24 protein-coding genes and 4 tRNA genes are annotated in these 24,511 nt (G+C 57.3%); 13 read left to right on the top strand and 15 right to left on the bottom strand.

What is annotated here, in order from left to right:
- Nucleotides 1–83 precede the first annotated feature (83 nt).
- Nucleotides 84–2,405 carry a response regulator gene (locus GBC55_RS06075; RefSeq protein ID WP_162436344.1) on the top strand — a complete coding sequence of 774 codons (2,322 nt, stop codon included), beginning with the start codon at nucleotides 84–86 and terminating at the stop codon, nucleotides 2,403–2,405.
- Here the strand turns inward: GBC55_RS06075 and GBC55_RS06070 are convergent.
- From GBC55_RS06070 to msrB, 3 genes are all read right to left on the bottom strand, one after another.
- Entirely contained in the window at nucleotides 2,389–2,850 is a 462-nt protein-coding gene (locus GBC55_RS06070) for a MarR family transcriptional regulator (protein ID WP_162436345.1), read from the bottom strand. The genes GBC55_RS06075 and GBC55_RS06070 overlap by 17 nt on opposite strands.
- A complete protein-coding gene (locus GBC55_RS06065; protein WP_162436346.1) occupies nucleotides 2,847–3,332 on the bottom strand; it encodes a glutathione peroxidase in 486 nt (161 codons plus the stop codon). Before GBC55_RS06065 ends, GBC55_RS06070 begins: the two co-directional genes overlap by 4 nt.
- A gap of 193 nt (nucleotides 3,333–3,525) precedes the next feature.
- Nucleotides 3,526–3,921: a peptide-methionine (R)-S-oxide reductase MsrB gene (gene msrB, locus GBC55_RS06060; RefSeq protein ID WP_162436347.1), complete on the bottom strand. Its 396-nt coding sequence runs from the start codon at nucleotides 3,919–3,921 to the stop codon at nucleotides 3,526–3,528.
- A gap of 226 nt (nucleotides 3,922–4,147) precedes the next feature.
- Here msrB and GBC55_RS06055 point away from each other — a divergent pair, with 226 nt between their 5' ends.
- Both GBC55_RS06055 and htpX read left to right on the top strand, forming a co-directional pair.
- A complete protein-coding gene (locus GBC55_RS06055) occupies nucleotides 4,148–5,359 on the top strand; it encodes a pyridoxal phosphate-dependent aminotransferase (RefSeq protein WP_162436440.1) in 1,212 nt (403 codons plus the stop codon).
- A gap of 316 nt (nucleotides 5,360–5,675) precedes the next feature.
- Nucleotides 5,676–6,563 (top strand): protease HtpX, encoded by an 888-nt coding sequence (gene htpX, locus GBC55_RS06050; protein WP_162436348.1) that lies wholly within the window; start codon nucleotides 5,676–5,678, stop codon nucleotides 6,561–6,563.
- 87 nt (nucleotides 6,564–6,650) lie between these two features.
- Here htpX and GBC55_RS06045 read toward each other — a convergent pair whose 3' ends face one another.
- Nucleotides 6,651–7,307 (bottom strand): thiopurine S-methyltransferase, encoded by a 657-nt coding sequence (locus tag GBC55_RS06045; RefSeq protein ID WP_162436349.1) that lies wholly within the window; start codon nucleotides 7,305–7,307, stop codon nucleotides 6,651–6,653.
- 102 nt (nucleotides 7,308–7,409) lie between these two features.
- Here GBC55_RS06045 and GBC55_RS06040 point away from each other — a divergent pair, with 102 nt between their 5' ends.
- Nucleotides 7,410–8,177: a class III extradiol ring-cleavage dioxygenase gene (locus GBC55_RS06040; RefSeq protein ID WP_162436350.1), complete on the top strand. Its 768-nt coding sequence runs from the start codon at nucleotides 7,410–7,412 to the stop codon at nucleotides 8,175–8,177.
- 33 nt (nucleotides 8,178–8,210) lie between these two features.
- On the opposite strand, the gene GBC55_RS06035 is transcribed toward GBC55_RS06040, so the two are convergent.
- Nucleotides 8,211–8,924, bottom strand: coding sequence for a UTRA domain-containing protein (locus GBC55_RS06035; RefSeq protein WP_162436351.1), 714 nt, complete (start codon nucleotides 8,922–8,924; stop codon nucleotides 8,211–8,213).
- A gap of 348 nt (nucleotides 8,925–9,272) precedes the next feature.
- On the opposite strand from GBC55_RS06035, the gene GBC55_RS06030 reads away from it, so the two are divergent.
- The 6 genes from GBC55_RS06030 to GBC55_RS06005 all read left to right on the top strand — a co-directional run bounded on the left by GBC55_RS06030 (nucleotide 9,273) and on the right by GBC55_RS06005 (nucleotide 14,629).
- A complete protein-coding gene (locus tag GBC55_RS06030) occupies nucleotides 9,273–10,337 on the top strand; it encodes an ABC transporter substrate-binding protein (RefSeq protein WP_162436352.1) in 1,065 nt (354 codons plus the stop codon).
- Nucleotides 10,338–10,504: 167 nt separating this feature from the next.
- Entirely contained in the window at nucleotides 10,505–11,311 is an 807-nt protein-coding gene (locus GBC55_RS06025; RefSeq protein ID WP_162436353.1) for an alkaline phosphatase family protein, read from the top strand.
- A gap of 5 nt (nucleotides 11,312–11,316) precedes the next feature.
- Nucleotides 11,317–12,153 (top strand): ABC transporter permease subunit, encoded by an 837-nt coding sequence (locus tag GBC55_RS06020; RefSeq protein ID WP_162436441.1) that lies wholly within the window; start codon nucleotides 11,317–11,319, stop codon nucleotides 12,151–12,153.
- On the top strand, nucleotides 12,140–12,940 hold the full coding sequence (locus tag GBC55_RS06015; protein WP_162436354.1) for an ABC transporter permease: 801 nt from the start codon (nucleotides 12,140–12,142) through the stop codon (nucleotides 12,938–12,940). Before GBC55_RS06020 ends, GBC55_RS06015 begins: the two co-directional genes overlap by 14 nt.
- Nucleotides 12,937–13,941, top strand: a complete 1,005-nt coding sequence (locus GBC55_RS06010) for an ABC transporter ATP-binding protein (protein WP_162436355.1) — start codon at nucleotides 12,937–12,939, stop codon at nucleotides 13,939–13,941. Before GBC55_RS06015 ends, GBC55_RS06010 begins: the two co-directional genes overlap by 4 nt.
- A gap of 34 nt (nucleotides 13,942–13,975) precedes the next feature.
- The gene (locus GBC55_RS06005; protein WP_162436356.1) at nucleotides 13,976–14,629 is read left to right on the top strand and encodes an HAD family hydrolase; all 654 of its coding nucleotides are present in this window, start codon (nucleotides 13,976–13,978) and stop codon (nucleotides 14,627–14,629) included.
- 122 nt (nucleotides 14,630–14,751) lie between these two features.
- Here GBC55_RS06005 and GBC55_RS06000 read toward each other — a convergent pair whose 3' ends face one another.
- Complete coding sequence (locus GBC55_RS06000) at nucleotides 14,752–15,714, bottom strand: zinc-binding dehydrogenase (RefSeq protein ID WP_162436357.1); 963 nt, start codon at nucleotides 15,712–15,714, stop codon at nucleotides 14,752–14,754.
- A gap of 140 nt (nucleotides 15,715–15,854) precedes the next feature.
- On the opposite strand from GBC55_RS06000, the gene GBC55_RS05995 reads away from it, so the two are divergent.
- Nucleotides 15,855–17,936, top strand: coding sequence for a carboxy terminal-processing peptidase (locus GBC55_RS05995; protein ID WP_178114274.1), 2,082 nt, complete (start codon nucleotides 15,855–15,857; stop codon nucleotides 17,934–17,936).
- 131 nt (nucleotides 17,937–18,067) lie between these two features.
- Nucleotides 18,068–19,852, top strand: coding sequence for a bifunctional diguanylate cyclase/phosphodiesterase (locus GBC55_RS05990; RefSeq protein WP_162436359.1), 1,785 nt, complete (start codon nucleotides 18,068–18,070; stop codon nucleotides 19,850–19,852).
- 7 nt (nucleotides 19,853–19,859) lie between these two features.
- Here GBC55_RS05990 and GBC55_RS05985 read toward each other — a convergent pair whose 3' ends face one another.
- From GBC55_RS05985 to GBC55_RS05945, 9 genes are all read right to left on the bottom strand, one after another.
- Entirely contained in the window at nucleotides 19,860–20,279 is a 420-nt protein-coding gene (locus GBC55_RS05985; protein ID WP_162436360.1) for a sel1 repeat family protein, read from the bottom strand.
- A complete protein-coding gene (locus GBC55_RS05980; protein WP_003223109.1) occupies nucleotides 20,280–20,651 on the bottom strand; it encodes a hypothetical protein in 372 nt (123 codons plus the stop codon).
- Nucleotides 20,648–20,989: a helix-turn-helix transcriptional regulator gene (locus tag GBC55_RS05975; protein ID WP_162436361.1), complete on the bottom strand. Its 342-nt coding sequence runs from the start codon at nucleotides 20,987–20,989 to the stop codon at nucleotides 20,648–20,650. Before GBC55_RS05975 ends, GBC55_RS05980 begins: the two co-directional genes overlap by 4 nt.
- Nucleotides 20,990–21,103: 114 nt before the next feature.
- A complete protein-coding gene (locus GBC55_RS05970; RefSeq protein ID WP_162436362.1) occupies nucleotides 21,104–21,559 on the bottom strand; it encodes a YkvA family protein in 456 nt (151 codons plus the stop codon).
- A gap of 292 nt (nucleotides 21,560–21,851) precedes the next feature.
- On the bottom strand, nucleotides 21,852–22,568 hold the full coding sequence (locus GBC55_RS05965) for an FKBP-type peptidyl-prolyl cis-trans isomerase (RefSeq protein WP_162436363.1): 717 nt from the start codon (nucleotides 22,566–22,568) through the stop codon (nucleotides 21,852–21,854).
- Between the two features lie 297 nt (nucleotides 22,569–22,865).
- A tRNA-Asp gene (locus GBC55_RS05960) sits at nucleotides 22,866–22,942 on the bottom strand.
- 18 nt (nucleotides 22,943–22,960) lie between these two features.
- Nucleotides 22,961–23,036: transfer RNA gene (locus GBC55_RS05955), tRNA-Val, on the bottom strand.
- A 189-nt stretch (nucleotides 23,037–23,225) separates the two neighbouring features.
- Nucleotides 23,226–23,302, bottom strand: a tRNA-Asp gene (locus tag GBC55_RS05950).
- A 19-nt stretch (nucleotides 23,303–23,321) separates the two neighbouring features.
- Nucleotides 23,322–23,397: transfer RNA gene (locus GBC55_RS05945), tRNA-Val, on the bottom strand.
- Between the two features lie 160 nt (nucleotides 23,398–23,557).
- Here GBC55_RS05945 and rdgC point away from each other — a divergent pair.
- Nucleotides 23,558–24,478: a recombination-associated protein RdgC gene (gene rdgC, locus GBC55_RS05940; RefSeq protein ID WP_045061665.1), complete on the top strand. Its 921-nt coding sequence runs from the start codon at nucleotides 23,558–23,560 to the stop codon at nucleotides 24,476–24,478.
- Nucleotides 24,479–24,511 lie beyond the last annotated feature (33 nt).

Below are 24,511 nucleotides of genomic sequence, written 5' to 3'. Positions count from 1 at the left end.
GAACTCTCGCGACAACAGCGGCATCCATGCATAGTCGGCTATGCTAGAGCGGCGAAGGGAAACGAAAAGTGGCTCAACACCCCATGGATATCAAATTCACCAACCGGCTGTCATACAAGCAAGCCAAGCTTACTGTGCTGGTGGGTTTCATTCTGGGTACGCTGCTCAGCCTGCTGCAAATAGGCATCGATTATGCCAGCGAAGACGCCTCCATCAACCGTGAAATCCAGACTTTACTGGAAATCAGTCATAACCCCGCTTCGCGCATCGCCTACAACATCGATGCGGAACTCGCGCAAGAACTGACACTGGGCCTGCTGCGCTCGCCCGCGATTATCGGCGCGCGATTGACCGACAACAACGGGACAGTGCTGGCCAACGTCAAGCGACCGGAGCTGCAAAGCAGTTATCGGGTACTCAGCGACACGCTGTTCGGTGCCAAGCGACAATTCGAAGACCGCTTGTACCTGGACCATTTACCGGCCGAATCCCTCGGAACTCTGCGTCTGGACGTCGACACATACGCCTTCGGCAGCCGTTTTTTGCGCCGGGCGGAAGTGACGTTGTTGAACGGCTTCGCCCGCAGCCTCCTCCTGACCGGCATCTTGCTGGCGCTGTTCTACGTCATGCTCACCAAACCGCTGGTGCGGGTGATCCGAGAACTCAGTGGCCGTGATCCGCGAAGTGTTGAACCGACCTGGCTGGAGTATCCATCAGGGCATAAAAACGATGAAATTGGAGTGCTGGTCAAAGTGGCCAACCAGCAGTTCGAGAACATCGCGACCGAAATCGAGCAACGCCGCAGCGCCGAAAACCGCCTGACCGACTACCTCGCTCAACTGGAAAACATCGTTTCGGCTCGCACCGCAGAGCTCAAGGCGATCAACGCGCGACTGAGCCAATCCAACGAGGAACTGGAAGTCGCGCGTCGCACCGCACTGGACATGGCCGAAGCCCGCTCAGTGTTCCTGGCCAACATGAGCCACGAAATCCGCACGCCGCTCAATGGCCTGCTGGGAATGATTGCGCTGTCCCTGGATGGCCCGCTTAATGCCGAGCAACAGCAACAACTGTCGATCGCCCACGATTCCGGCAAAGTGCTGGTGGAGTTGCTCAACGATATTCTGGACCTGTCGAAGTTTGACGCGGGTCAGCTTGAACTCGAGCACATCCCGTTCGATTTGGGCGCGCTGATCGAAGACACCGCCAACCTGCTGTCCCAGAATGCCGCACCGAGCGTGGAGCTGACGTGTCTGATTGATCCGCACTTTCCAGCGTTGGTACTCGGTGATCCGACCCGGGTCCGGCAGATCGTCAGCAACCTGCTGTCGAATGCGCTCAAGTTCACCCGTTTCGGACGTGTCGATGTCCGTCTTTCGACCTTTCGGGATGGCGTCAGAATTGAAGTCTGCGACACCGGTATCGGTATCCCCCAGGACGCACAGGTGAAGATATTCCAACCATTCACCCAGGCCGGCGCCGGCATTACCCGGCAATTCGGCGGTACCGGACTGGGTCTTGCGCTGACCTACAACCTTTGCGAGGCGATGCACGGTCGCCTCACCATCAGTTCGGAAGCGGGTTTTGGCAGCCAGTTCTGCGCGGACCTGCCGCTGCCTTGCCATACCCGTGCGCTGCCACCGGTCACGTTGCAGGGAAAGGTTATCGCCATTACCGCTTCCAGCAGTGGTCTGAACGAATTACTGAAAAACATATTGCCCGTCTGGGGCCTCGAGTATCAGCAGCGCTCAATCGACGACTCACTGATGGGGCTGAACCCTGATGTTGTCATCACCGATTGCCCCGAATGCCTGTTTGTCCTGCGCCCCACCTGCACCGCACCCATTCTGCTGGTGACGGCCTACGGCAGTTTCATGCCGATCGAAGAAGTCAGCGCCCTCGCCCCCTTGCAGCAACAAGCGCGTCCATTGGCGCGTAATGCCCTGTTTCAGACATTGCGTCGGGTGTTGCAGCCGGAAATCAACATCCTCAACGATGCCCGACTTGAAGCACTCACCCCCCTGCGACGCGGGCGCGTACTGCTGGTGGAGGACAATCCGGTCAATCAGTTGGTGGCCAAGGGCATGCTCGTAAAACTCGGCTGCGAGGTCATCGTCGCCGCTCATGGCGCTGAAGCCCTTGATCAGTTGGAGCTGCGCGATTTCGATCTGGTGCTGATGGATTGCAACATGCCGGTAATGGATGGGTACGAGGCCAGTCGGCAAATTCGTCGCAGCGGACGCTGGCCGCAATTGCCGATTGTCGCCCTGACCGCCAATGCCATGTCCGAAGAACGCGAGCGCTGTCGCGCGGCGGGTATGAGCGATTACCTGGCCAAACCTTTTCGCCGGGAAGAACTGGCCGCGCTGCTGGACCTGTGGATGCCTGCTACGACAACGCCTTGATTTGCTCCAGCAGGTGATCAAGGCCATTGCGCAGATCGTGCAGGCGGTCCAGATCTACACCGCTGTCGCAAAGCAGCCGGGCCTTGAGCGGCCCGACCTGTTCACGCAACACCTTGCCTGCCGGAGACAAACTCAGGTGCACCTCACGCTCATCGCGCGATGAACGCTGACGCTGAACCAGTTCCAGCTGCTCGAGACGCTTGAGCAACGGTGTCAGCGTCCCGGAATCGAGGGCCAGGCGTTCGCCCAACGCCTTGACGGTCGGCTGCTCGGGCGCTGTTTCCTGCCATTCCCACAGCACCAGCATCGCCAGGTATTGCGGATAGGTCAGCCCCAACTGATCGAGCATCGGCTTGTAGGCACGGATCACTGCCCGGGACGCGGCATACAGCTTGAAACAGACCTGGCTGTCGAGCTTCAGGAAATCGACCGGCAGTGAACTCATTTGAGCAAGGCTTCAATCTCGCGGCTCAAGTCCTGCGGCTTGGTCGCGGGAGCGAAGCGCTTGACCAACTGGCCGTCCTTGCCGATCAGGAACTTGGTGAAGTTCCATTTGATGCCTTGGGACCCCAGCACGCCGGGGGCACGTTTTTTCAGCTGCACGAACAACGGATGGGCGTCTGCGCCGTTGACTTCGATCTTTTTGAACAGTGGAAAGCTGACACCGAAATTCAACTCGCAGAACTCGGAAATCGCCCCTTCATTGCCAGGTTCCTGCTTACCGAACTGGTTGCAGGGAAACCCGAGCACGACCAGGCCTTGATCCTTGTAGGTTTGCCACAGTTCTTCAAGACCCTTGTATTGAGGGGTGAAGCCGCACTTGCTGGCCGTGTTGACGACCAACACCGCCTTGCCGGCGAAGTCTGCCAGGGTCTTTTGCTCACCGGTAATGGTGGTGCAAGGGATGCTTAACAGGCTGTTGGTCATGGTTTTCGCTCTGGATGCCGGGAAGAGCGATAAAGATAGTTTGCAATTGAATTGTGTGCAATTCAATAAATCGATCTAACTGACCGAACAATCATTTTGGCGTAGGAGCTGCCGAAGGCTGCGATCTTTTGATCCTCGTTTAAAGAGCAAAGTCAAAAGATCGCAGCCTGCGGCAGCTCCTACGGGGCTCGCATTACTCGCGGGGAACGAGGTCCAGACAGACCGAGTTGATGCAGTAGCGCAGGCCTGTCGGCGGCGGACCATCCGGAAACACATGACCCAGGTGCGCATCGCATTTGCCGCACACCACTTCGGTGCGAATCATGCCGTGGCTGACATCTCGGATCTCGACCATGGCGCTGTCACCGATGGGCGCGTAAAAGCTCGGCCAGCCGCAGCCCGAGTCGAATTTGGTCTTCGAATCGAACAGCGGCTCATCGCAGCAGATGCAGTGATAGACACCGTCTACCTTGCTGTCATTGTACTTGCCGGAAAACGGACGTTCGGTGCCCTTGAGACGGCAAACGTTGTACTGCTCCGGGTCGAGCATCGCCTTCCATTCTTCCAGGGTTTTTTCCAACTTTTCCATTGTCACACCTCAGCAGCTGAAAAAGCCCGATCTGTACCTTTTCCACGGATCGGGCGGCACGTATGATTGCGCCTCGTCAAACGCCAGTCTGGCAGCCAGACCACGCGCATTCAAACGGATTTATGGGTGCTGCATCTCAAGGCGTCAGGCCTGTGTGAATACGCAGGATTCCCAGTACGGTAGTTCACAAGCCGCCTGGATCGTTCATTTTCGGGAACACATCGCCATGCAGGTCAGCAAATCGAACAAGCTCGCCAACGTCTGCTATGACATTCGCGGCCCAGTGCTCAAGCACGCCAAACGCCTGGAAGAGGAAGGCCATCGCATCCTCAAGCTGAACATCGGCAACCCGGCGCCTTTTGGTTTCGAAGCGCCGGACGAAATTCTTCAGGACGTGATCCGCAACTTGCCGACCGCCCAGGGCTACAGTGACTCCAAAGGGCTGTTCAGCGCGCGCAAGGCCGTCATGCAGTACTACCAGCAAAAGCAGGTGGAAGGCGTCGGTATAGAAGACATCTACCTGGGTAACGGCGTTTCCGAGCTGATCGTCATGTCGATGCAGGCTCTGTTGAACAACGGCGACGAAGTGCTGGTGCCGGCTCCGGATTACCCACTCTGGACCGCTGCGGTGAGCCTCTCCGGCGGTAACCCGGTGCATTACCTGTGTGACGAGCAAGCCAACTGGTGGCCGGATCTGGCTGACATCAAGGCCAAGATCACGCCTAACACAAAGGCGCTCGTGATCATCAACCCGAACAACCCGACGGGTGCGGTGTACTCCAGGGAAGTGTTGCTGGGGATGCTGGAGCTGGCTCGCCAGCACAACCTGGTGGTTTTTTCCGACGAGATCTACGACAAGATTCTGTACGACGATGCCGTGCACATCTGCACCGCGTCCCTGGCGCCAGACCTGCTGTGCCTTACCTTCAACGGTTTGTCCAAATCCTACCGGGTAGCCGGCTTCCGTTCTGGCTGGATCGCCATTTCGGGTCCGAAACAACACGCCCAGAGCTACATCGAAGGCATCGACATGCTGGCCAATATGCGCCTGTGCGCCAACGTGCCGAGCCAACATGCGATCCAGACGGCTCTCGGGGGTTATCAGAGCATCAACGACCTGGTATTGCCGCAAGGACGGCTTCTGGAACAGCGCAATCGTACCTGGGAGCTGCTCAACGACATCCCGGGCGTCAGCTGCGTCAAGCCGATGGGCGCGCTGTACGCGTTTCCGCGGATCGACCCGAAAGTGTGCCCGATCCACAACGATGAAAAGTTCGTCCTCGACCTGCTGCTGTCGGAAAAACTGCTGGTGGTTCAAGGCACAGCCTTCAACTGGCCATGGCCTGATCATTTCCGTGTGGTGACACTGCCGCGAGTTGATGACCTGGACATGGCCATCGGCCGCATCGGCAACTTCCTCAAGTCTTATCGCCAGTAATTGGCCTTCACCGTGCGATGCTGGTCGAGATCGCACGGTGATCAATTCAGCAACATATCTTTGCTTCCCGCCCTGCGCCGGTATCTACTTCGCTGACTGACGTCCGATTTCGGGCTCGCGTCTAATAACGACGGGGCCGCGACATGCAAAATGACGGACAACCACTTCCCCTGTCGTCCTCGGAAATGTCCTTCAAGCAGCTACTCTTTTGCTGTAGGACACAGTTTGAAATAGTCACCCGGTTGAATAGCCCGGTGCAGCACCTTATATACCCCGCAGTACGCTATATCTTTAGCTTGAGGAGATTTCTACAACCATGATGCGCATCCTGCTGTTCTTGGCCACTAACCTGGCGGTCGTGCTGATTGCCAGCATCACCCTGAGCCTTTTCGGCTTTAACGGGTTCATGGCGGCCAATGGGGTTGATCTCAACCTCAATCAGCTGCTGATTTTCTGTGCGGTCTTTGGTTTCGCCGGCTCGTTGTTCTCGCTGTTCATCTCCAAGTGGATGGCGAAGATGAGCACCAGCACCCAAATCATCACCCAGCCGCGCACACGTCACGAGCAATGGCTGCTGCAAACCGTTGAGCAACTGTCCCGCGAGGCCGGCATCAAGATGCCCGAAGTCGGTATTTTCCCGGCTTACGAGGCAAACGCCTTTGCCACTGGCTGGAACAAGAACGACGCACTGGTCGCGGTCAGCCAGGGTTTGCTCGAGCGCTTTTCGCCCGATGAAGTCAAGGCGGTGCTGGCCCACGAAATCGGTCACGTGGCCAACGGTGACATGGTCACGCTGGCGCTGATCCAGGGCGTGGTAAACACCTTCGTGATGTTCTTTGCACGGATCATTGGCAACTTCGTCGACAAAGTGATTTTCAAGAACGAAGAAGGCCAGGGCATTGCCTACTACATCGCGACCATCTTTGCTGAACTGGTCCTGGGCATTCTGGCCAGCTCCATCGTCATGTGGTTCTCGCGCAAACGTGAATTCCGTGCTGATGAAGCCGGTGCCCGCCTGGCCGGTACCGCCGCGATGATTGGTGCCCTGCAGCGCCTGCGTGCCGAGCAAGGGTTGCCGGTACACATGCCCGACACACTGAACGCCTTCGGCATCAACGGTGGCATCAAACAAGGGTTCGCTCGCATGTTCATGAGCCACCCGCCGCTGGAAGAGCGTATCGACGCATTGCGTCGTCGGGGCTGAAAGGCTTCGCAATACGCGCAATAAAAGAAAAGGCCCGCAGCGATGCGGGCCTTTTTTTGTCTGGCTGATAGGTGTGTTGTTCACACCCTAACGGCTGGAAATCCTGTAAACACGTTCTTCAAGCCGCGTAACACCTGCCTCCAGAAACCTCCCGCTCTCGCTCAGTACATCCTGGTCTTCCAGAATTTTCAGCGCCCAGAAATTCCCGAACAATTGCTGCACTTCATCATCCAGCACAGCAAATGGCGGTCCGTCCATCTGTGCCTGATCGTAATCCAGGGAGATCAGCAGGCCCATGGAATCTTTCGGCAAAATCCGGTTCAGGTGCGCAGCGTATTGCTGACGCATCGGCGGCGGCAAGGCAATTAAGGCAGCTCGGTCGTACAGCGCGGTGCAATCGGCAACATCGCCTGCTGTCAGCTCGAAGAAGTCACCACACCACAGCTCTATTGAGCCAGCGCGATAGACTTTGAACGGCCCCTGTTCACTGACGTTCGGGTCGAAATGATGCTCGTCGAAGAAATCCTCTACCGCTTTTTCCGACAGTTCGATACCGAGGACCTCATGACCTTGGTGAGCAAGCCACAACAAATCCAGACTTTTCCCACACAACGGCACCAGCACGCGCGCGCCTTCTTCCACACCCAGTTGTGGCCAGAACCGTTGCAGATAGGGATTAACCTCGGGCAAATGGAAGCCGATCTGATTCGCCTGCCACCGCTTGTGCCAAAAATCCGGCTGCATAAATAATCCTGATTATTCGATCAAAAGACCCTAAAACTTATATTAGATTTAGATCGATGATCTGACTGAAGATGGCCCATCTTAACTCTCAGGAGCTCATCCATGTTCCCCAGCCTCTATATATCCCATGGTTCTCCCATGTTGGCGTTGGAACCAGGCGCTAGCGGCCCGGCCCTGGCGCGGCTTGCCGCTGAGATGCCAAGGCCAAAAGCCATCGTGATTGTATCGGCGCATTGGGAAAGCAACGAGTTGCTGGTGGGTGGCGCTGCTCAGCCTGAGACCTGGCATGACTTCGGCGGCTTCCCCAAGGCCTTGTTCGAAGTGCAATATCCGGCTCCCGGGGATCCGCAACTGGCGCAAGAGGTCGCCCAATTACTGGTGTCCCATGGCCTCCCCGCACGCATCGATGCTGAGCGGCCATTCGACCATGGCGTCTGGGTACCACTGTCGTTGATGTACCCACAGGCGGATATTCCGGTGATCCAGGTCTCGTTACCCACCCGTGGCGGCCCCGCCCTGCAAACCCGAGTCGGTCACGCCCTCTCCAGCCTGCGCGAACACGGCGTGCTGCTGATTGGATCAGGCAGCATTACCCATAACTTGCGTGAGCTTGACTGGCATGCCGGTCCGGACAGTGTCGAGCCGTGGGCCAGGGCTTTTCGTGACTGGATGATCGAGAAGCTCGAGACGAACGATGAAACTGCGCTGCACGACTATCGCCAGCAAGCGCCAAATGCTGCGCGCAACCATCCGAGTGATGAACATTTGTTACCGCTGTTCTTCGCCCGCGGCGCCGGCGGTGACTTCAGCGTGAGCCATAAAGGTTTCACCCTGGGCGCCCTGGGCATGGACATTTATCGCTTCGGGTAAGACTTCAAGGACGCAGCAAGGAGGCTGCCCCATTTAAACCACATCGACGCCGACATGAATCGCGTCATGCCGCCAGAACTCCAGGTCGCAATCGATCAGCCGCCCATGCTGATCATAGTTGACCCTGGCAATGCGCAAGCCCGGACTGCCCACCGACACCCTTAAGGCAGCCGCCGCATCCACCGACAACGCTGTCGGCACGATCTCGAAGCGTACCCGGCCGTAGTGCAGGTCGTAATGACGCGCGTAGAGCTCAGTAATTGACTGGTTCAGATCGAAATCAAGAATCCCCGGAAAGAACTGCGGGTTCAAATAGTGTTCGACATACAGCACCAGACGCTCATCAATTCGTCGCGCCCGGCAAATCTGAATCACGCTCGACAACGCCGGCAACTGTAACCAGGCACAGACCGCCGCAGAGGCCGGCTGCAGCCTTGCAGAAATCACTTCGGTTGACGGCACTCGCCCTTGGGCACTCACCATCGCGTGAAAATGACTGCGCTGCATCAGGTTATAAGCCAGCCGCGGAGGCGAGACGAACCAGCCCCGGCGCTCTTCCCGATAGATCTGGCCTTGAGCCTCCAGCTGCAACAACGCTTCACGCACAGTGATTCGCGTAGTCCCGAACAGCTCACTGAGCTTGCGCTCGGCCGGTAGTTTGCTGCCTTGCGCCAGCAACCCATGATCGAGTTGATCCTGAAGCACCTGGCCGATGGCTGTCACCGCCTTTGTTGTCTCGATGCGCATCAACGTTACCTATCTGGACTAGACCAGCACTGTCTCGGGGCAGAACCACGATCAAATCGGCTCATTATTTTCCTGACAAGCCTAGGCACTGCAGATGACTGGCAGATGACAAAGCCGCCGAACGGTTAGATCAGCGGCGTGCAATATCATGGCCAAGTCCTTTCATATCAGCCCTTTAGCCATGGTCTACGCTTATCTCGCACCCAGAGTATTACCTCGCACCAAAATCAGGCCGCTGGCTCGTCGACATCAAAATGTCATCCAGGACGCCTAGATTGGCTCAGGTATTGCTGACCTAGACCAACATAACCGCAATCGCAGCGTTGAAAACGCCCAAAGGAGCTTCGGATGAAAAAGCTTTTCCTGGCATCACTGTTAGGCTCGACCATTGCCATGTGCACCGCTGCCATGGCAACTGATGATTTGAAAACCCTGGAAGCCGCAGCGAAAGCGGAAGGTGCGGTCAATAGCTTAGGCATGCCCGACAACTGGGCAAACTGGAAAGGCACTTGGGATGACCTGGCCAAAAACTACGGACTGAAACACATCGACACCGACATGAGCTCGGCGCAGGAAATTGCCAAGTTTGCTGCGGAAAAAGACAACGCCAGCGCGGATATCGGCGACGTCGGTGCTGCCTTCGGCCCTATCGCCGTGAAGCAAGGTGTAGTGCAACCCTACAAGCCAAGTACCTGGGATCAGGTTCCGGATTGGGCCAAGGACAAGGACGGTAACTGGGCATTGGCCTACACCGGCACCATTGCTTTTATCGTCAACAAGAAGCTGCTGCATGGTTCTGAGGCACCGACCAAGTGGGCCGACCTCAAGACGGGCAAATACAAAGTATCCATCGGTGACGTGAGTACCGCTGCCCAGGCTGCCAACGGTGTTCTGGCCGCAGCACTGGCCAACGGTGGTGATGAAAAAAATATCCAGCCTGCCCTGTTGCTGTTCTCGGACATCGCCAAGCAAGGTCGTTTGTCGATGGCCAACCCGACGATTGCCACCATGGAAAAGGGTGAGGTCGAAGTGGGCGTGGTCTGGGATTTCAACGGCTTGAGCTACAAGGCCAAGATGGCCAACCCGGATGACTACATCGTGTTGATTCCGTCGGATGGCTCGGTAATTTCCGGCTACACCACCATCATCAACAAGTACGCCAAGAATCCGAACGCCGCCAAGCTGACCCGCGAATACATCTTCAGCGATGCGGGCCAGATCAACCTGGCCCGCGGCAACGCCCGTCCGATCCGCGCCGAGCACGTGAAACTGCCTGACGACGTCAAAGCCCAGCTGCTGCCAAACGAGCAGTACAAAGGCGTGACACCAATCAAGGACGCGGATGCCTGGGAGAAGACCTCCAAAGGCTTGCCGCAGAAGTGGCAGGAAGAAGTCATTATCAATATGCAGTAATCCTGCATCTGCAGGAGCAAAGCTTGCTCGCGATGCAGCCAACACGGTCTGCAACTCGGTCCGCAACGCAGTCCGCAACCCGGTCTGTTTGATGACCAAGGTGATGCCATCGCGGGCAAGCCTTGCTGCTACAGGTTTTCGACGAAACCACAGGAGCTTCGCCCCCTATGAAGCACAACGTCATCCTTGTCGTGCTTGACGGCCTCAACTATGAAGTCGCACGCCATGCGATGGGGCACCTGCAGGCCTATGTCGGCGCGGGACGCGCAGCGCTCTACAAGCTGGAGTGCGAATTGCCGGCCCTGTCCCGACCACTTTACGAATGCATCCTGACCGGCGTTACCCCGATCGACAGTGGCATCGTCCACAACAACGTTTCGCGCCTGTCCAATCAGCGCAGCATCTATCACTACGCCACCGACGCGGGTCTTAAAACTGCCGCCGCGGCGTATCACTGGGTCAGCGAGCTCTATAACCGCTCGCCCTTCGTGGCCGCACGGGACCGTCACACTGACGACGCCGATCTGCCGATCCAGCACGGTCACTTCTACTGGAGCGATCATTATCCGGATTCGCACCTGTTCGCAGACGCCGAAAACCTGCGCCTGCGTCATGCGCCAAACTTCCTTCTGGTGCACCCCATGAACATTGATGACGCCGGGCACAAACACGGCCTCGACACCCCGCAATACCGAAACAGCGCTCGCTCCGCCGACATCATCCTGGCTGATTACCTGCAAGGCTGGCTCGATGCCGATTACCAGGTGCTGGTGACCGCCGACCACGGCATGAACAACGACCGATCCCACAATGGCCTGCTGCCGCAAGAGCGTGAAGTGCCACTGTTCGTCCTCGGTGACGCCTTCAGTTTGAATGCCGACGCCACGCCTAAACAGACGGACATCTGCGGCACTGTTTGCGAACTGCTCGGCGTAGCCCACGACAAACCTGTTTGCCGGGAGCTGTTCAAGTGAACGCCATGACCCGCGGCAAATGGTTGGCAGCGTTGTGCCTTATCCCTTTCGCCTTGTTCTTTATCGTCTTTCAGATCGCCCCGCTGTTCTGGGTGATGATCAACAGCCTGCAGTCGGAAGAGTTCGGTTGGGGCCTGGCCAACTTCACAAAAATCTTCAATTCGAAGTTTTATTTACAAGCGATCCAGTACAGCCTCGAGATCAGTTTCTGGTCCAGCGTATTCGGCATCATCATCGCGGTGCTCGGGGCCTATTCCCTGCGTCGGGTCGATTCGAAACTGCGCAACTTCGTGAATGCCTTTGCCAACATGACCAGCAACTTTGCCGGTGTGCCCCTGGCCTTTGCTTTCATCATCCTGCTCGGTTTCAACGGCAGCTTCACCATCATGCTGAAACAAGCAGGGATCATTCAGGATTTCAACCTGTACTCGAAAACCGGGCTGATCATCCTTTACACCTACTTCCAGATTCCGCTGGGGGTGTTGCTGCTGTACCCGGCGTTTGATGCCCTGCGCGAAGACTGGCGAGAATCCGCCGCGTTGCTCGGCGCCAACGGTTGGCAATTCTGGCGCCACATCGGTTTGCCGGTGCTGACCCCCGCGCTACTCGGCACCTTCGTAATCCTGTTGGCTAACGCGCTCGGCGCCTACGCCACGGTGTATGCACTGACGACCGGCAACTTCAACGTGCTGCCGATCCGCATCGCGGCAATGGTTTCCGGCGACATTTCCCTCGACCCGAACATGGCCAGTGCGTTGGCCGTCGTGCTCGTCGCGTTGATGACCCTGGTGACCATCGTGCATCAGCTGCTGTTGAAGAGGAGCTACCATGTCTCGCGCTGAATTGGGGCCCGTCGGTGTCTATCACCGCGTCGTGGTGTACCTGTTGTTTGCCATTCTGCTGCTGCCGCTGCTCGGAACGCTGATCTACTCGATCGCCAGCAGTTGGTCGGCAACGATTTTACCCAGCGGTTTCACGTTCAAATGGTATGTGCAACTGTGGAGCGACCCACGATTCCTGAATGCGTTCGGGCAGTCGCTGCTGGTGTGCGTCGGGGCGTTGATTCTGTCGGTGGTACTGATTCTGCCGCTGCTGTTCGTGGTGCATTACCACTTCCCGAAGCTCGACGCGCTGATGAACATTCTGATCCTGCTGCCCTTTGCGGTGCCGCCTGTGGTGTCCTCGGTAGGACTGTTGCAGCTCTACGGTTCCGGACCGTTCGCCATGGTCGGTACGCCGTGGATTCTGATTGGCTGTTACTTCACCGTGGCATTGCCTTTCATGTACCGCGCGATCACCAACAACCTGCAAGCGATCAATCTGCGCGACTTGATGGACGCGGCCCAACTGCTGGGCGCCAGCACATGGCAAGCCGCTTTTCTGGTGGTGCTGCCGAATTTGCGTAAAGGGCTGATGGTAGCGCTGCTGCTGTCGTTCTCATTCCTGTTCGGTGAGTTCGTGTTTGCCAACATCCTCGTCGGCACCCGCTATGAAACCTTGCAGGTTTACCTCAACAACATGCGTAACAGCAGCGGCCACTTCACCAGTGCGCTGGTAATTTCCTACTTTTTCTTCGTGCTGGTTCTGACCTGGGCGGCCAACATTTTGAACAGGGACAAAAGCGAATGAGCTATGTGAGCGTCCAACATCTTCAGAAAAGCTACCCCTCATTGAAGCAAGCCGGCACCCCAGTGTTCAGCGACATCAACTGCGAGATCCACAAAGGTGAATTCGTCACCCTCCTCGGCCCTTCCGGCTGCGGCAAGTCCACGTTGCTGCGCTGCATTGCGGGACTGACCTCGGTCGATGGCGGAAAGATTTTCCTCGATGGTCAGGATCTTGTGCCGTTGAGCCCGCAAAAGCGCGGGATCGGCATGGTATTCCAGAGTTATGCGCTGTTTCCGAACATGACTGTCGAGCAAAACGTGGCGTTCGGTTTGCGCATGCAGAAAGTCAATTCCGATGACAGCCACAAGCGGGTGGCCGAAGTGCTCAAGCTGGTGGAGCTCAACGACTTCGCCGCGCGCTATCCGCATCAGCTGTCCGGCGGACAGTGCCAGCGTGTCGCCCTCGCCCGGTCCCTCGTTACACGGCCACGCCTGTTGTTGCTGGATGAACCGTTATCAGCCTTGGATGCGCGGATCCGCAAACACCTGCGCGAACAGATCCGTCAGATTCAGCGTGAGCTCGGCTTGACCACCATTTTTGTCACACACGATCAGGAAGAAGCACTGACAATGTCTGACCGCATTTTCCTGATGAATCAGGGAAAAATCGTACAAAGCGGCGACGCCGAAACGCTGTATACCGCGCCGGTCGATGCCTTCGCCGCCGGCTTCATCGGCAACTACAACCTGCTGGATGCCGACAATGCTTCGAAGCTGCTGCAACGGCCGGTGACCGGACGCATCGCGATTCGCCCGGAAGCCATCGAGCTGAGCCTCAACGGCGAGCTCGATGCGCAGGTTCGAAGCCATAGCCTGTTGGGTAACGTGATTCGCTACCGGGTTGAAACCCGGGGCGTGGAACTGGTGGTCGATGTGCTGAACCGCTCGGCGGCCGATCTGCATCCCGACGGTCAGCGCCTGGCGCTTTCCATCGATCCGACGGCCCTGTGTGAGGTAGCCTGATGCCTTTGCTGACGTTGAAGAGAGAACTGCACTGATGGCCCTGGCAATTTTTGATCTGGACGAAACCCTGATCCATGGCGACTGCGCCACCCTCTGGAGCGAGCAAATGGGCCGCCTGGGATGGGTCGATCCCGAGTCGTTCATGCGTCAGAACAACGAACTGATGGACGCCTACAGTCACGGGAAATTACGGATGGAGGACTACATGACCTTCAGCCTGGAACCCATGATCGGGCGTACACCTGAAGAGATCGATCATTTGGTCGGGCCGTGGGTGGAAGACTTTATCGAGCCGATCATCTTCAGTGACGCCACCAAAACCATCGCCGCCCATCGCAAGGCTGGCGACCGGATTCTGGTGATCTCGGCCTCGGGCACGCACCTGGTCAGACCGATTGCCGATCGCCTGGGCATCGACGAGATACTTGGCATCGAGCTGGAAGTGGTACACGGGGTGTACAGCGGCCAAACCGTCGGCACCCTGACCTACCGCGAAGGCAAAATCACGCGCTTGCTGGAATGGCTGGATGCAGAGGAGGAAAATCTCGAAGGCGCGAGTTTCTATTCGGACTCACGCAACGATTTGCCGTTGCTGCTGAAGGTAGATTTCCCACACGTTGTGAATCCGGACCCGGTACTGCTCGAACATGCCGAGAAGGCTGGCTGGCCAATCCATAACTGGAAGTAACCGAGATCCCCTGTGGGAGCGTGGCTTGCCCGCGATGAACGATAACGCGGTTTGCCTGACACACCGCGCCGCCTGAATCGCGGGCAAGCCACGCTCCCACAAGGATTGCGCCGGACCAGGCTTCACGCCAGACTTTCGTCGATGACCAACACCAGCTTCCCCGCCACCTTATTGGTCGCCAATTCGGCAAACGCCGCTTCGGCATCCTTGATCTTGAACGTCTTCGCCAGCTGCGGGCTCAACCGACCTTCGGCGAATAGCGGCCAGACATGCTGGCTGAGATCACTGAACAGATCAGCCTTGAACTGATCGTCCCGGGCACGCAAGGTCGAACCCAGTAATTGCACGCGCTTGGCCAGCACCTGCGCCAGATCAAGCTTCGCCTCGCGGCCACCCATCAAGCCGATCAGCACCCAACGACCATCCCGGGCCAGCAGCTTGAGGTTCAGCGCGGCATAGTTGCCCCCGACCGGATCAAGAATCACGTCGAACGGCCCCAGGTCATTCAAGCTGTCCAGTTCCCCCGTGCGTACGACGCCGCCCTGCGCACCCAGCGCTTCGCAGTAAGCCAAACGCTCGGCAGAACCGACGCTGACCCAACACGGATTACCAAACGCCTTGCAAAGCTGAATAGCGGCTGAACCGATTCCACTTGCGCCGGCGTGCAGCAGAACTTTCTCACCGGGTTTTAGCCCGGCCAGCTGAAACAAATTCAGCCAAACGGTCGCATAGACTTCGGGCAACGCTGCGGCTTCGACCAGGGACAGACCTTCAGGAACCGGCAGCACATGCCGTCCGTCGACTACCACCTCCTCGGCCATGCCACCCCCGGCCAGCAAGGCGCAAACGCGATCTCCCACCTGCCAGGACGAGCCCGGGCCAACCTCGCTGATCACTCCGGAACACTCCAGACCCAGCACCTGACTGGCTCCCGGTGGTGGCGGATACAGACCCGCCTTCTGCAACAAATCGGCGCGATTGAGGCCCGCTGCCGCCACTCGGATGCGAACTTGTCCTACATCACACGTAGGACTCGGCTCATGCGCCCACTCCACTTGACCTTCAACGCCTTGCAATGCTTTCACAGTGCCTCCATAGTGAGTCTGGACTGAGCCCGTAGCTGTAGCGTCGGGCTTTCTTGCATTATGTGACCGGCCCTTTGTGGAACCGGCGACTTCAAAGACGGCCTAATATGCGTGATCAATTGTCCCCGCGTCGAATCAGCATGAAGCATCTGTTCCCCAGCACCGCCCTAGCCCTATTTATCGGGATCGGCTTGATGCCGATGTCGAGCAATACATTCGCAGCCAACAGCTGGGACAAGCTTCAGCCAGATCGTGACGAAGTGATCGCGAGCCTGAACGTTGTCGAATTGCTCAAGCGCCATCACTACAGCAAGCCGCCGCTCGATGACGCGCGCTCGGTGATTATCTACGACAGCTACCTCAAGCTGCTGGATCCGTCGCGCAGCTACTTCATGGCCAGCGACATCGCCGAATTCGACAAGTGGAAAACACAATTCGACGACTTCCTGAAAAGCGGCGACCTCAACGCCGGGTTCACCATCTACAAGCGCTACCTGGACCGCGTCAAATCGCGTCTGGACTTCGCCCTTGCCGAGCTGAACAAGGGCGTCGACAAGATCGACTTCAATACCAAGGAAACCTTGCTGATCGATCGCAAGGATGCGCCTTGGCTCAAATCCACCGCAGAGCTCGACGACCTGTGGCGCAAACGCGTCAAGGACGAAGTATTGCGGCAGAAGATCGCGGGCAAGGACTCCAAGCAGATTCAGGAGACCCTGACCAAGCGCTACAAGAATCAACTGGCGCGACTTGACCAGACCCGCGCGGAAGACATCTTCCAGGCGTACATCAATACCTTCGCCATGTCCTACGACCCGCACACCAACTATCTGTCGCCAGATAATGCGGAGAACTTCGATATCAACATGAGTCTGTCCCTTGAGGGCATCGGCGCCGTGTTGCAGAGCGACAACGACCAGGTGAAAGTCGTGCGTCTGGTGCCAGCAGGCCCTGCCGACAAAACCAAAATGGTCGCGCCGGCCGACAAGATCATCGGCGTTGCCCAAGGCAACAAAGAGATAGTTGACGTGGTTGGCTGGCGTCTGGATGAAGTGGTCAAGCTGATCCGCGGTCCGAAGGGCACTATCGTGCGCCTGGAAGTGATCCCGGCCAGCAATGCGCCAAACGACCAGACCAGCAAGATTGTCCCGATTACTCGCGAAGCGGTGAAGCTTGAAGACCAGGCGGTCAAGAAGTCGGTCCTCAACCTCAAGCAGGATGGCAAGGACTACAAGCTCGGCGTCATCGAGATCCCGGCCTTCTATCTGGACTTCAAGGCCTTCCGTGCCGGCGATCCTGACTACAAGAGCACCACTCGCGACGTCAAGAAGCTGCTGACCGAGTTGCAGAAAGAGAAGGTCGACGGCGTGGTCATCGACTTGCGCAACAACGGCGGCGGTTCCCTGCAGGAAGCCACCGAGCTGACGAGTCTGTTTATCGACAAAGGTCCCACCGTTCTCGTGCGTAACGCCGATGGCCGGGTCGATGTGCTGGAAGATGAAAACCCGGGCGCGTTCTACAAAGGCCCGATGGCGCTGTTGGTCAACCGCTTGTCTGCTTCGGCTTCGGAGATTTTTGCCGGCGCCATGCAGGACTACCATCGCGCGCTGATCATTGGCGGCCAGACTTTCGGCAAAGGCACGGTACAGACCATTCAGCCTCTGAATCACGGCGAGTTGAAATTGACCCTGGCCAAGTTCTATCGGGTTTCCGGCCAGAGCACCCAGCATCAGGGCGTACTGCCGGACATCGATTACCCGTCGATTATCGACACCAAGGAAATCGGCGAAAGCGCGCTGCCTGAAGCCATGCCATGGGACACCATCAAGGCCGCCATCAAGCCTGCGGTTGACCCCTTCAAACCTTACATTACGCAGCTCAAGTCCGAGCATGACGTGCGTACGGCCAAGGATGCTGAATTTGTCTTCATCCGCGACAAGCTGGCTCTGGCCCAGAAGCTGATGGAAGAAAAAACCGTCAGCCTGAACGAAGCCGAGCGTCGTGCGCAACATGCGGACATCGAAGCCAAACAGCTGGTGATGGAGAATATCCGTCGCAAGGCCAAAGGCGAAGAACCGCTCAAAGAGCTGAAGAAAGAAGACGAAGACGCCATTGCGGCTGAGCCGGACAAGACCAAACCGGAAGACGATGCTTACCTGAGCGAGACCGGTCGTATTCTTTTGGACTACCTGAAGCTCAACACGGCGGTGGCCAAGCACTAAGATGATGGCAATTTAACGGCGACGCTCTACGGAGCGTCATCAAACAGTCATCATTCTGTCGTGAAATAAAGGACCGGGCGGGCTCTATACCAAGAGCCCGCCCGGTCCTTTTTTTATCGCCAGAGATTGCCATGACCACGACAGAACAGCTGACCGCACTGAGCTCAATACTGACTCAAGGCGGGTTACACAGCCTGTTCCAGCCGATCATCTCGCTCTCGGAACGACGCATCATCGGCTACGAAGCCCTCAGCCGTGGCCCCTCCAACAGTCCGCTGCACTCCCCGATCGCACTGTTCGCCGTTGCCCGCCAGGCCGCTCGCCTGAGTGAACTGGAAATGGCCTGCCGCAAAAGTGCTTGCCGTCGTTTCAACGAACAGCAACTGCCTGGCAAACTATTCCTGAACGTCTCGCCGGAATCCTTGCTCGAAGCCGCCCACCAGCCCGGACGGACGTTACAGCTGCTGGAGGATTTCGGGATTGCCCCCAGCCAGGTAGTGATTGAACTCACTGAACAAACTCCGACCGATGATTTTCAGCTGCTGCAAACCGCGCTCCATCACTACCGTGCAATGGGGTTTTCCATTGCGCTGGACGATTTGGGAGCGGGTTATTCGAGCTTGCGGCTCTGGTCGGAATTGCGACCGGATTACGTGAAGATCGACCGACATTTCATCGATGGTATCCATCAGGATGCGCTCAAACGTGAGTTCGTCGGTTCGATCCTGCAAATCGCCAAGGCCTCACGTGCCCAGGTCATTGCCGAAGGGATTGAGCTACCGGAAGAGCTGGCGGTGCTCACCGAAATGGGCGTTGATCTGGTGCAGGGGTATTTGCTCTGCCGTCCTCAAGAACATCCCCCACGGGAAGCCCGAAACCTGATGCCCAGGCACGACAGCAATGCATTGGTGCTGAGTGAAGAAGGCAGTGACCTGAGCGCCCTGCTCAATGATCAGGCGGCCGTGCCCCGGGAAACGCCGACCGCTACCGTACTGGAAGCGTTTCGTCGCCAGGCCAACCTGAACTCCCTGGCGGTGCTGGACGAGCGAGGCCAGCCTTGCGGCATCGTCCATCGGCATTCGCTGTCGGACGTGCTCCTCAAGCCCTTCGCCACCGATCTTTTTGCCCGCAAGCCGATCAGCCGCTTGATGAGTGACGATTTTCTCGCGGTCGAGATGAGCCAATCCTTGCAGCAGGTCAGTCGCCTCATCACCAGCCGTGCGCGGCAGCGAATCGAGGAGGACTTCATCATCACCCTCAACGGCGAATACCTGGGACTGGGACGGGTGATCGATGTGCTCAAGCTGATTACCGAACTGAAGATCCAGCAGGCCCGCTACGCCAATCCTCTTACGCTGTTACCGGGGAACGTGCCGATCCAGCAATGCCTGACGCGCCTGCTGCAACAGAAACGGGAATCGGTGATCTGCTACGTCGATATCGACAGCTTCAAACCGTTCAACGACATTTACGGCTACGGGCGTGGCGACGAAGTACTGCTGTGCCTGGCGCAATGCCTGAATGATCGCGTCGACCCATCCCGCGACTTTGTCGGGCATATCGGCGGTGACGACTTCCTGCTGGTGCTCGGGCCGGAGGACTGGCGCAAGCGTTTGAACCAGTTGCTGGACGACTTCCAAAGTCAGTGCCGGCGCTTTTACCGTAGCGAGCACCTGGAAGCCGGTTGTTTCATCGGCCCGAACCGTCAGGGTTTACGCCAGGAGTTCGCATTGCTGTCACTGTCGATTGGCGTGGTGCATTTGTACCCAGAGGCTTGCGAGCAACTCGATGCCAGCCAGTTGGCCGAGATGGCATCGCAAGCCAAGCATCACGCAAAAAATGTGCCGGGGTATAGCTTGCATGTGATTGATAGCCTGGCGGTGCCGGTTGAGGATGCGCGCGTAGGCCAGCGATGAGTTCAGCTCAGATCGAGGGTGGAACCCCGGAGTCGCGGGACGCCAGCTCTTTTAGCTTCATCTCTGCCAACGGATGCCCCGCCTTTGCCGCCAGGTTCCACCATCGTGCCGCCTCGACTGGATCTGGCGCCTTGCCCAGCGTTCCGGCCAGACTGATCACACCCACCTGATACGCCGCCTTGCCATCGCCCGCCAACGCTGCCAGGCGCAACAATCTCACACCTTCTTCACGAGCCCCAAGGCCCACACCACGAAACGTCAGAATGTGGCCATAGAAGCTCTGGGCGCCAACGTCGCCGAGATTGGCCATGCGCGCAAACTGGCCTTCAAGCCAGCTCCAGCCTCGAGGCTGGCGAACAAACCATGACCAGTGAAACAACCGACGGGCCAGCCAATATCCGGCCCGCGCCTTGAGTTTTAAAAACACTCAGGCTTCCGCCGATTCGGGGTATTCGTATTCGAACACACGAACCACTTCTGACGCGTGCCAAGACGCAGCGGCGACACCATCGGACGGTCCGGAAAAACGTCCCAGTCGTTCCACACATTCGAAAAAACCGGTACGGGGCAGGCGGCTGGCGCCCTGGCTGATCACCAGCGAACTGCGCAAAGGCTGTTCGGCCTTGGCGTCCAGCGCGGCCAGATGCTCGAGAGCAGCCGTCAGGGTTTGCATGGCCGGCGTGGGTAGCTGCAATCGCTCCAGCAACGCGCGGTAAGTCAGCAGATGTCGCTGTCGGCGTGCCTGATCCAGTTCACCCAGCAATCCGTCCCAATGTTGACGACTGATGCGTACGCTCACGATTCATCCCTCCAACCTGGCACCGTCAATTCCCAGGCCAGGCTTCGGCGAATCGCCGCGTCGGGTAGACGCTCGCCACTTTCAATCAAGGCCAGATAAGACGGACTGATGCCTACCGTGCGGGCCAGCGCCTCAATGGCGATGCCCTTTCCTTCGCGCAAACTGCGTAGTTGATCCAGACCGGGAAGAATCTGGTCTGGCGTTGTCGCGGGACGCTCCGGAGCGACTCGCTTTGGTTGTTGATCAATGCCTGCTGCTTTCAATAAAGCCTGATACTGAGCCCATGGTACAACCGCATACTCGGGCTCGCCTTCGCGTGTGATTATCTGAATATCCATGACTTCCCCGTAGGACAACGACACTTAGCGAGTCGGCACTTTTCCCTAGAAGTGTAATCCTAACAGCGGCCAAGGTCGCGGGGGGTTTGAATATAAGGATGAACTTGAATCGGCTCAGGTTTTCTTCGGACCTTGCAGTTGAAGTTGTTCAGGGTTATCCGGAAGCCGCTCGACTACAGCAAGTTTCTCTGGCAATTGACGCTTGCGCCACGCGCGGAAGGCATTGAGCTCGTCATCGAGGACTTTCATTAACCAGGCCAGCACAGCAATGTCATCGAGCATGCCGAAAACCGGTATGAAATCGGGAATCGCATCCACCGGACTGAGGAAATACATCAACCCCGCCACCACCGAAATCAATGCTTTCGGGCTGATGGCACGGTACTCCCCGCGCCAGTAGGCCAGACAGAGTGCCTGCAACAGGCGGAGATCGTCTTTGAGCTTGCCGAGCCGGTTGCCTTGGCTCGCGCCTTTACTGGCGACAGCGAACAACAAGGTCGGCAAACGCCCTCGTGCGAGCAAACGCCCGGCCAGTGGCAGGAAACGAGCAAAATTCCAGGGTGCTTTCATCATTCCTCCCGCTGAAATGTTATCCACACAAATTGTGGATAACCTTGTGAACAGAGCTGCATTTCACGGCTGAGAGCCCCGTTTTATAAGGGCTGAACTCAGATCGGGCGTTTTTTACTCACATAAAAAAACCCAATATTTCATTGACTTGGCGAGTTCGCGCGGCTAGCACGTACGCCCTTACAGCCTATGACTTCAGCCTACAGCATCCGTTCGCTTTGTTTACCCTTGCCAAATGCCAGATGCAACAACGCCCCGCATGAGCGAGGCGTTGTTTCAAGGCAGACGCAAATTACTTGGCAGCGTCTTCTTGCTTGGCTGGATCCTTTATCGCCAGCAGTTCCAGGTCGAATACCAGCACCGAATTGGCTGGAATCGCCGGGCTTGGGCTTTGCGCGCCGTATGCGAGTTCGCTAGGGATGTACAGTTTGTACTTCTCGCCAACATGCATCAGCTGCAGACCTTCAACCCAGCCTGGAATCACACCGCTAACCGGCAGATCGATCGGGCTGCCACGCTCGACGGAGCTGTCGAAAACGGTGCCGTTAGTCAGGGTACCGGTGTAGTGAACGGTCACTACGTCGGTCGGCTTAGGCTGTGCGCCATCGGCCTTCTTGACCACTTCGTACTGCAGACCCGAAGCGGTGGTGGTTACGCCGGCTTTCTTGGCGTTGTCTTCGAGGAATTTCTTGCCAGCGGCTGCCGACTCTTCGCTCATCTTGGCCATGCGCTCTTCAGCACGCTTTTGCAGTGCGGCAAAAGCTTCGACCAGTTCGTCATCCTTCAGCTTTTGCTCTTTCTTGCCGACGGCATCTTCGATGCCTTGAGCTACGGCTTTGGAATCCAGATCATCCATGCCTTCCTGAGCCAGGCTTTTGCCCATGTTCAGGCCAATCCCGTAGGAAGCTTTTTGCGCCGGGGTTTTCAGCTCTACGCTGGTTTGCGAGTCACAACCCGCAAGTACCAGGCTAACCAGGGCCACCGCCGCCGCCAACCGATGCTGTTTCATGCTATTTCCTTGTTCATGCGCCTAAAGGGCAATCGAGTAAAGCCGCGAGCTTATCAGGCGGCCACGACCAATGGCTACCGGCATGAGAGCAGGAAACATCTGATAAGTTCAGGTGTTTTAACGCATTTCGGGATTCTGAGGATGAAGCTTCTGTCATCTGCTTCCGATAGAAGCGGATGACACACGCTGAGGTATTAAAGTTGGCGGTTGAAATGCCAAATTCCGGACAAAAAAAAGCCCGCTTTAAGCGGGCTTTTCCGTGGTTACCTGGCGTTCAGCGTTCCAGGTTACCGAATATGGCGCAGCGGACGGGACTCGAACCCGCGACCCCCGGCGTGACAGGCCGGTATTCTAACCGACTGAACTACCGCTGCGCGTAACAATGAAAGTAATGGTGGGTGATGACGGGATCGAACCGCCGACATTCTGCTTGTAAGGCAGACGCTCTCCCAGCTGAGCTAATCACCCTTTACCTTCGTTGCGGGGCGCATTATGCCACAGATTTTCATAACATGTTGATTTAATTGAAATATTTTTCAAATAAAATCTGAAAATCTGAAACTTCACACATCCTGCAGGAACTACGGACAGAAAAAAACCCGCGTAAGCGGGCTTTTCCGTGGTGACCTGGCGTTCAGCGTTCCAGGTTACCGAATATGGCGCAGCGGACGGGACTCGAACCCGCGACCCCCGGCGTGACAGGCCGGTATTCTAACCGACTGAACTACCGCTGCGCGTAACACTGAATGCGAATGGTGGGTGATGACGGGATCGAACCGCCGACATTCTGCTTGTAAGGCAGACGCTCTCCCAGCTGAGCTAATCACCCTTCACGTTCGGTGTGGCGCGCATTCTACGGAGCGACCCAACCTCTGGCAAGCACTTTTTTAAATAATTTTTGCAGGCCTTCCAAAGGCTTAGGGAAGGGTTGGCCTATGGCGCCGCGAAGAGAATAATGCCCCCCTTTGTATAAAGGAGAGACTCACACCATGTGGTTCAAAAACCTGCTTATCTATCGCCTGACCCAAGATCTGCCTTTTGATGCCGAGGCGCTGGAAACTGCACTGGCCACTAAACAGGCGCGTCCATGTGCAAGCCAGGAGTTGACCACCTACGGTTTCGTCGCGCCGTTCGGCAAGGGCGAAGATGCCCCTCTGGTTCACGTCAGTGGAGACTTCCTCCTGATCTCGGCTCGCAAGGAAGAACGCATTCTTCCGGGCAGCGTCGTTCGTGACGCGGTGAAGGAAAAAGTCGAAGAGATCGAAGCCGAGCAAATGCGCAAGGTCTATAAGAAGGAACGCGATCAGATCAAGGATGAAATCATCCAGGCCTTCCTGCCGCGCGCCTTTATCCGTCGCTCGTCGACCTTCGCGGCCATCGCACCGAAACAGGGTCTGATCCTGGTGAATTCGGCCAGCCCGAAACGCGCCGAAGACCTGCTGTCCACCCTGCGTGAAGTGATCGGCACACTGCCAGTGCGTCCGCTGACCGTTAAAATGTCGCCGACCGCGACCATGACCGAATGGGTCACCACCCAGAAAGCTGCGGACGATTTCTTCGTCCTGGACGAATGCGAGCTGCGTGATACCCACGAAGATGGCGGTATCGTGCGCTGCAAGCGTCAGGACCTGACCAGCGAAGAAATCCAGCTCCACCTGAGCACCGGTAAAGTAGTCACTCAGCTGTCGTTGGCATGGCAAGACAAACTGTCTTTCGTCCTTGACGACAAGATGGTGGTCAAGCGCCTGAAGTTCGAAGACCTGCTGCAGGATCAGGCGGAACAGGACGGTGGCGAAGAAGCCCTCGGCCAACTGGACGCCAGTTTCACCCTGATGATGCTGACCTTCGGTGATTTCCTTCCAGCGCTGGTGGAAGCGCTGGGTGGGGAAGAGACTCCGCAGGGCATCTAATCCCTGCCGGGCGCCGCCCCTGATGGGCGGCGC

It is taken from the genome of Pseudomonas sp. TNT3, from assembly GCF_010095445.2.
Lineage (GTDB): Bacteria > Pseudomonadota > Gammaproteobacteria > Pseudomonadales > Pseudomonadaceae > Aquipseudomonas.
Note: the sequence above shows the minus strand (reverse complement) of the source record. Positions and strands in the feature narration are given on the sequence as shown.

Bases quoted from the DNA above. Each gene is read 5' to 3' on its own strand.
- GBC55_RS06075 (WP_162436344.1), top strand. From the start codon at position 84: ATGGATATCAAATTCACCAACCGGCTGTCATACAAGCAAGCCAAGCTT.
- GBC55_RS06070 (WP_162436345.1), bottom strand. From the start codon at position 2,850: ATGAGTTCACTGCCGGTCGATTTCCTGAAGCTCGACAGCCAGGTCTGT.
- GBC55_RS06065 (WP_162436346.1), bottom strand. From the start codon at position 3,332: ATGACCAACAGCCTGTTAAGCATCCCTTGCACCACCATTACCGGTGAG.
- msrB (WP_162436347.1), bottom strand. From the start codon at position 3,921: ATGGAAAAGTTGGAAAAAACCCTGGAAGAATGGAAGGCGATGCTCGAC.
- GBC55_RS06055 (WP_162436440.1), top strand. From the start codon at position 4,148: ATGCAGGTCAGCAAATCGAACAAGCTCGCCAACGTCTGCTATGACATT.
- htpX (WP_162436348.1), top strand. From the start codon at position 5,676: ATGATGCGCATCCTGCTGTTCTTGGCCACTAACCTGGCGGTCGTGCTG.
- GBC55_RS06045 (WP_162436349.1), bottom strand. From the start codon at position 7,307: ATGCAGCCGGATTTTTGGCACAAGCGGTGGCAGGCGAATCAGATCGGC.
- GBC55_RS06040 (WP_162436350.1), top strand. From the start codon at position 7,410: ATGTTCCCCAGCCTCTATATATCCCATGGTTCTCCCATGTTGGCGTTG.
- GBC55_RS06035 (WP_162436351.1), bottom strand. From the start codon at position 8,924: ATGCGCATCGAGACAACAAAGGCGGTGACAGCCATCGGCCAGGTGCTT.
- GBC55_RS06030 (WP_162436352.1), top strand. From the start codon at position 9,273: ATGAAAAAGCTTTTCCTGGCATCACTGTTAGGCTCGACCATTGCCATG.
- GBC55_RS06025 (WP_162436353.1), top strand. From the start codon at position 10,505: ATGAAGCACAACGTCATCCTTGTCGTGCTTGACGGCCTCAACTATGAA.
- GBC55_RS06020 (WP_162436441.1), top strand. From the start codon at position 11,317: ATGACCCGCGGCAAATGGTTGGCAGCGTTGTGCCTTATCCCTTTCGCC.
- GBC55_RS06015 (WP_162436354.1), top strand. From the start codon at position 12,140: ATGTCTCGCGCTGAATTGGGGCCCGTCGGTGTCTATCACCGCGTCGTG.
- GBC55_RS06010 (WP_162436355.1), top strand. From the start codon at position 12,937: ATGAGCTATGTGAGCGTCCAACATCTTCAGAAAAGCTACCCCTCATTG.
- GBC55_RS06005 (WP_162436356.1), top strand. From the start codon at position 13,976: ATGGCCCTGGCAATTTTTGATCTGGACGAAACCCTGATCCATGGCGAC.
- GBC55_RS05995 (WP_178114274.1), top strand. From the start codon at position 15,855: ATGAAGCATCTGTTCCCCAGCACCGCCCTAGCCCTATTTATCGGGATC.
- GBC55_RS05990 (WP_162436359.1), top strand. From the start codon at position 18,068: ATGACCACGACAGAACAGCTGACCGCACTGAGCTCAATACTGACTCAA.
- GBC55_RS05975 (WP_162436361.1), bottom strand. From the start codon at position 20,989: ATGGATATTCAGATAATCACACGCGAAGGCGAGCCCGAGTATGCGGTT.
- GBC55_RS05970 (WP_162436362.1), bottom strand. From the start codon at position 21,559: ATGAAAGCACCCTGGAATTTTGCTCGTTTCCTGCCACTGGCCGGGCGT.
- GBC55_RS05965 (WP_162436363.1), bottom strand. From the start codon at position 22,568: ATGAAACAGCATCGGTTGGCGGCGGCGGTGGCCCTGGTTAGCCTGGTA.
- rdgC (WP_045061665.1), top strand. From the start codon at position 23,558: ATGTGGTTCAAAAACCTGCTTATCTATCGCCTGACCCAAGATCTGCCT.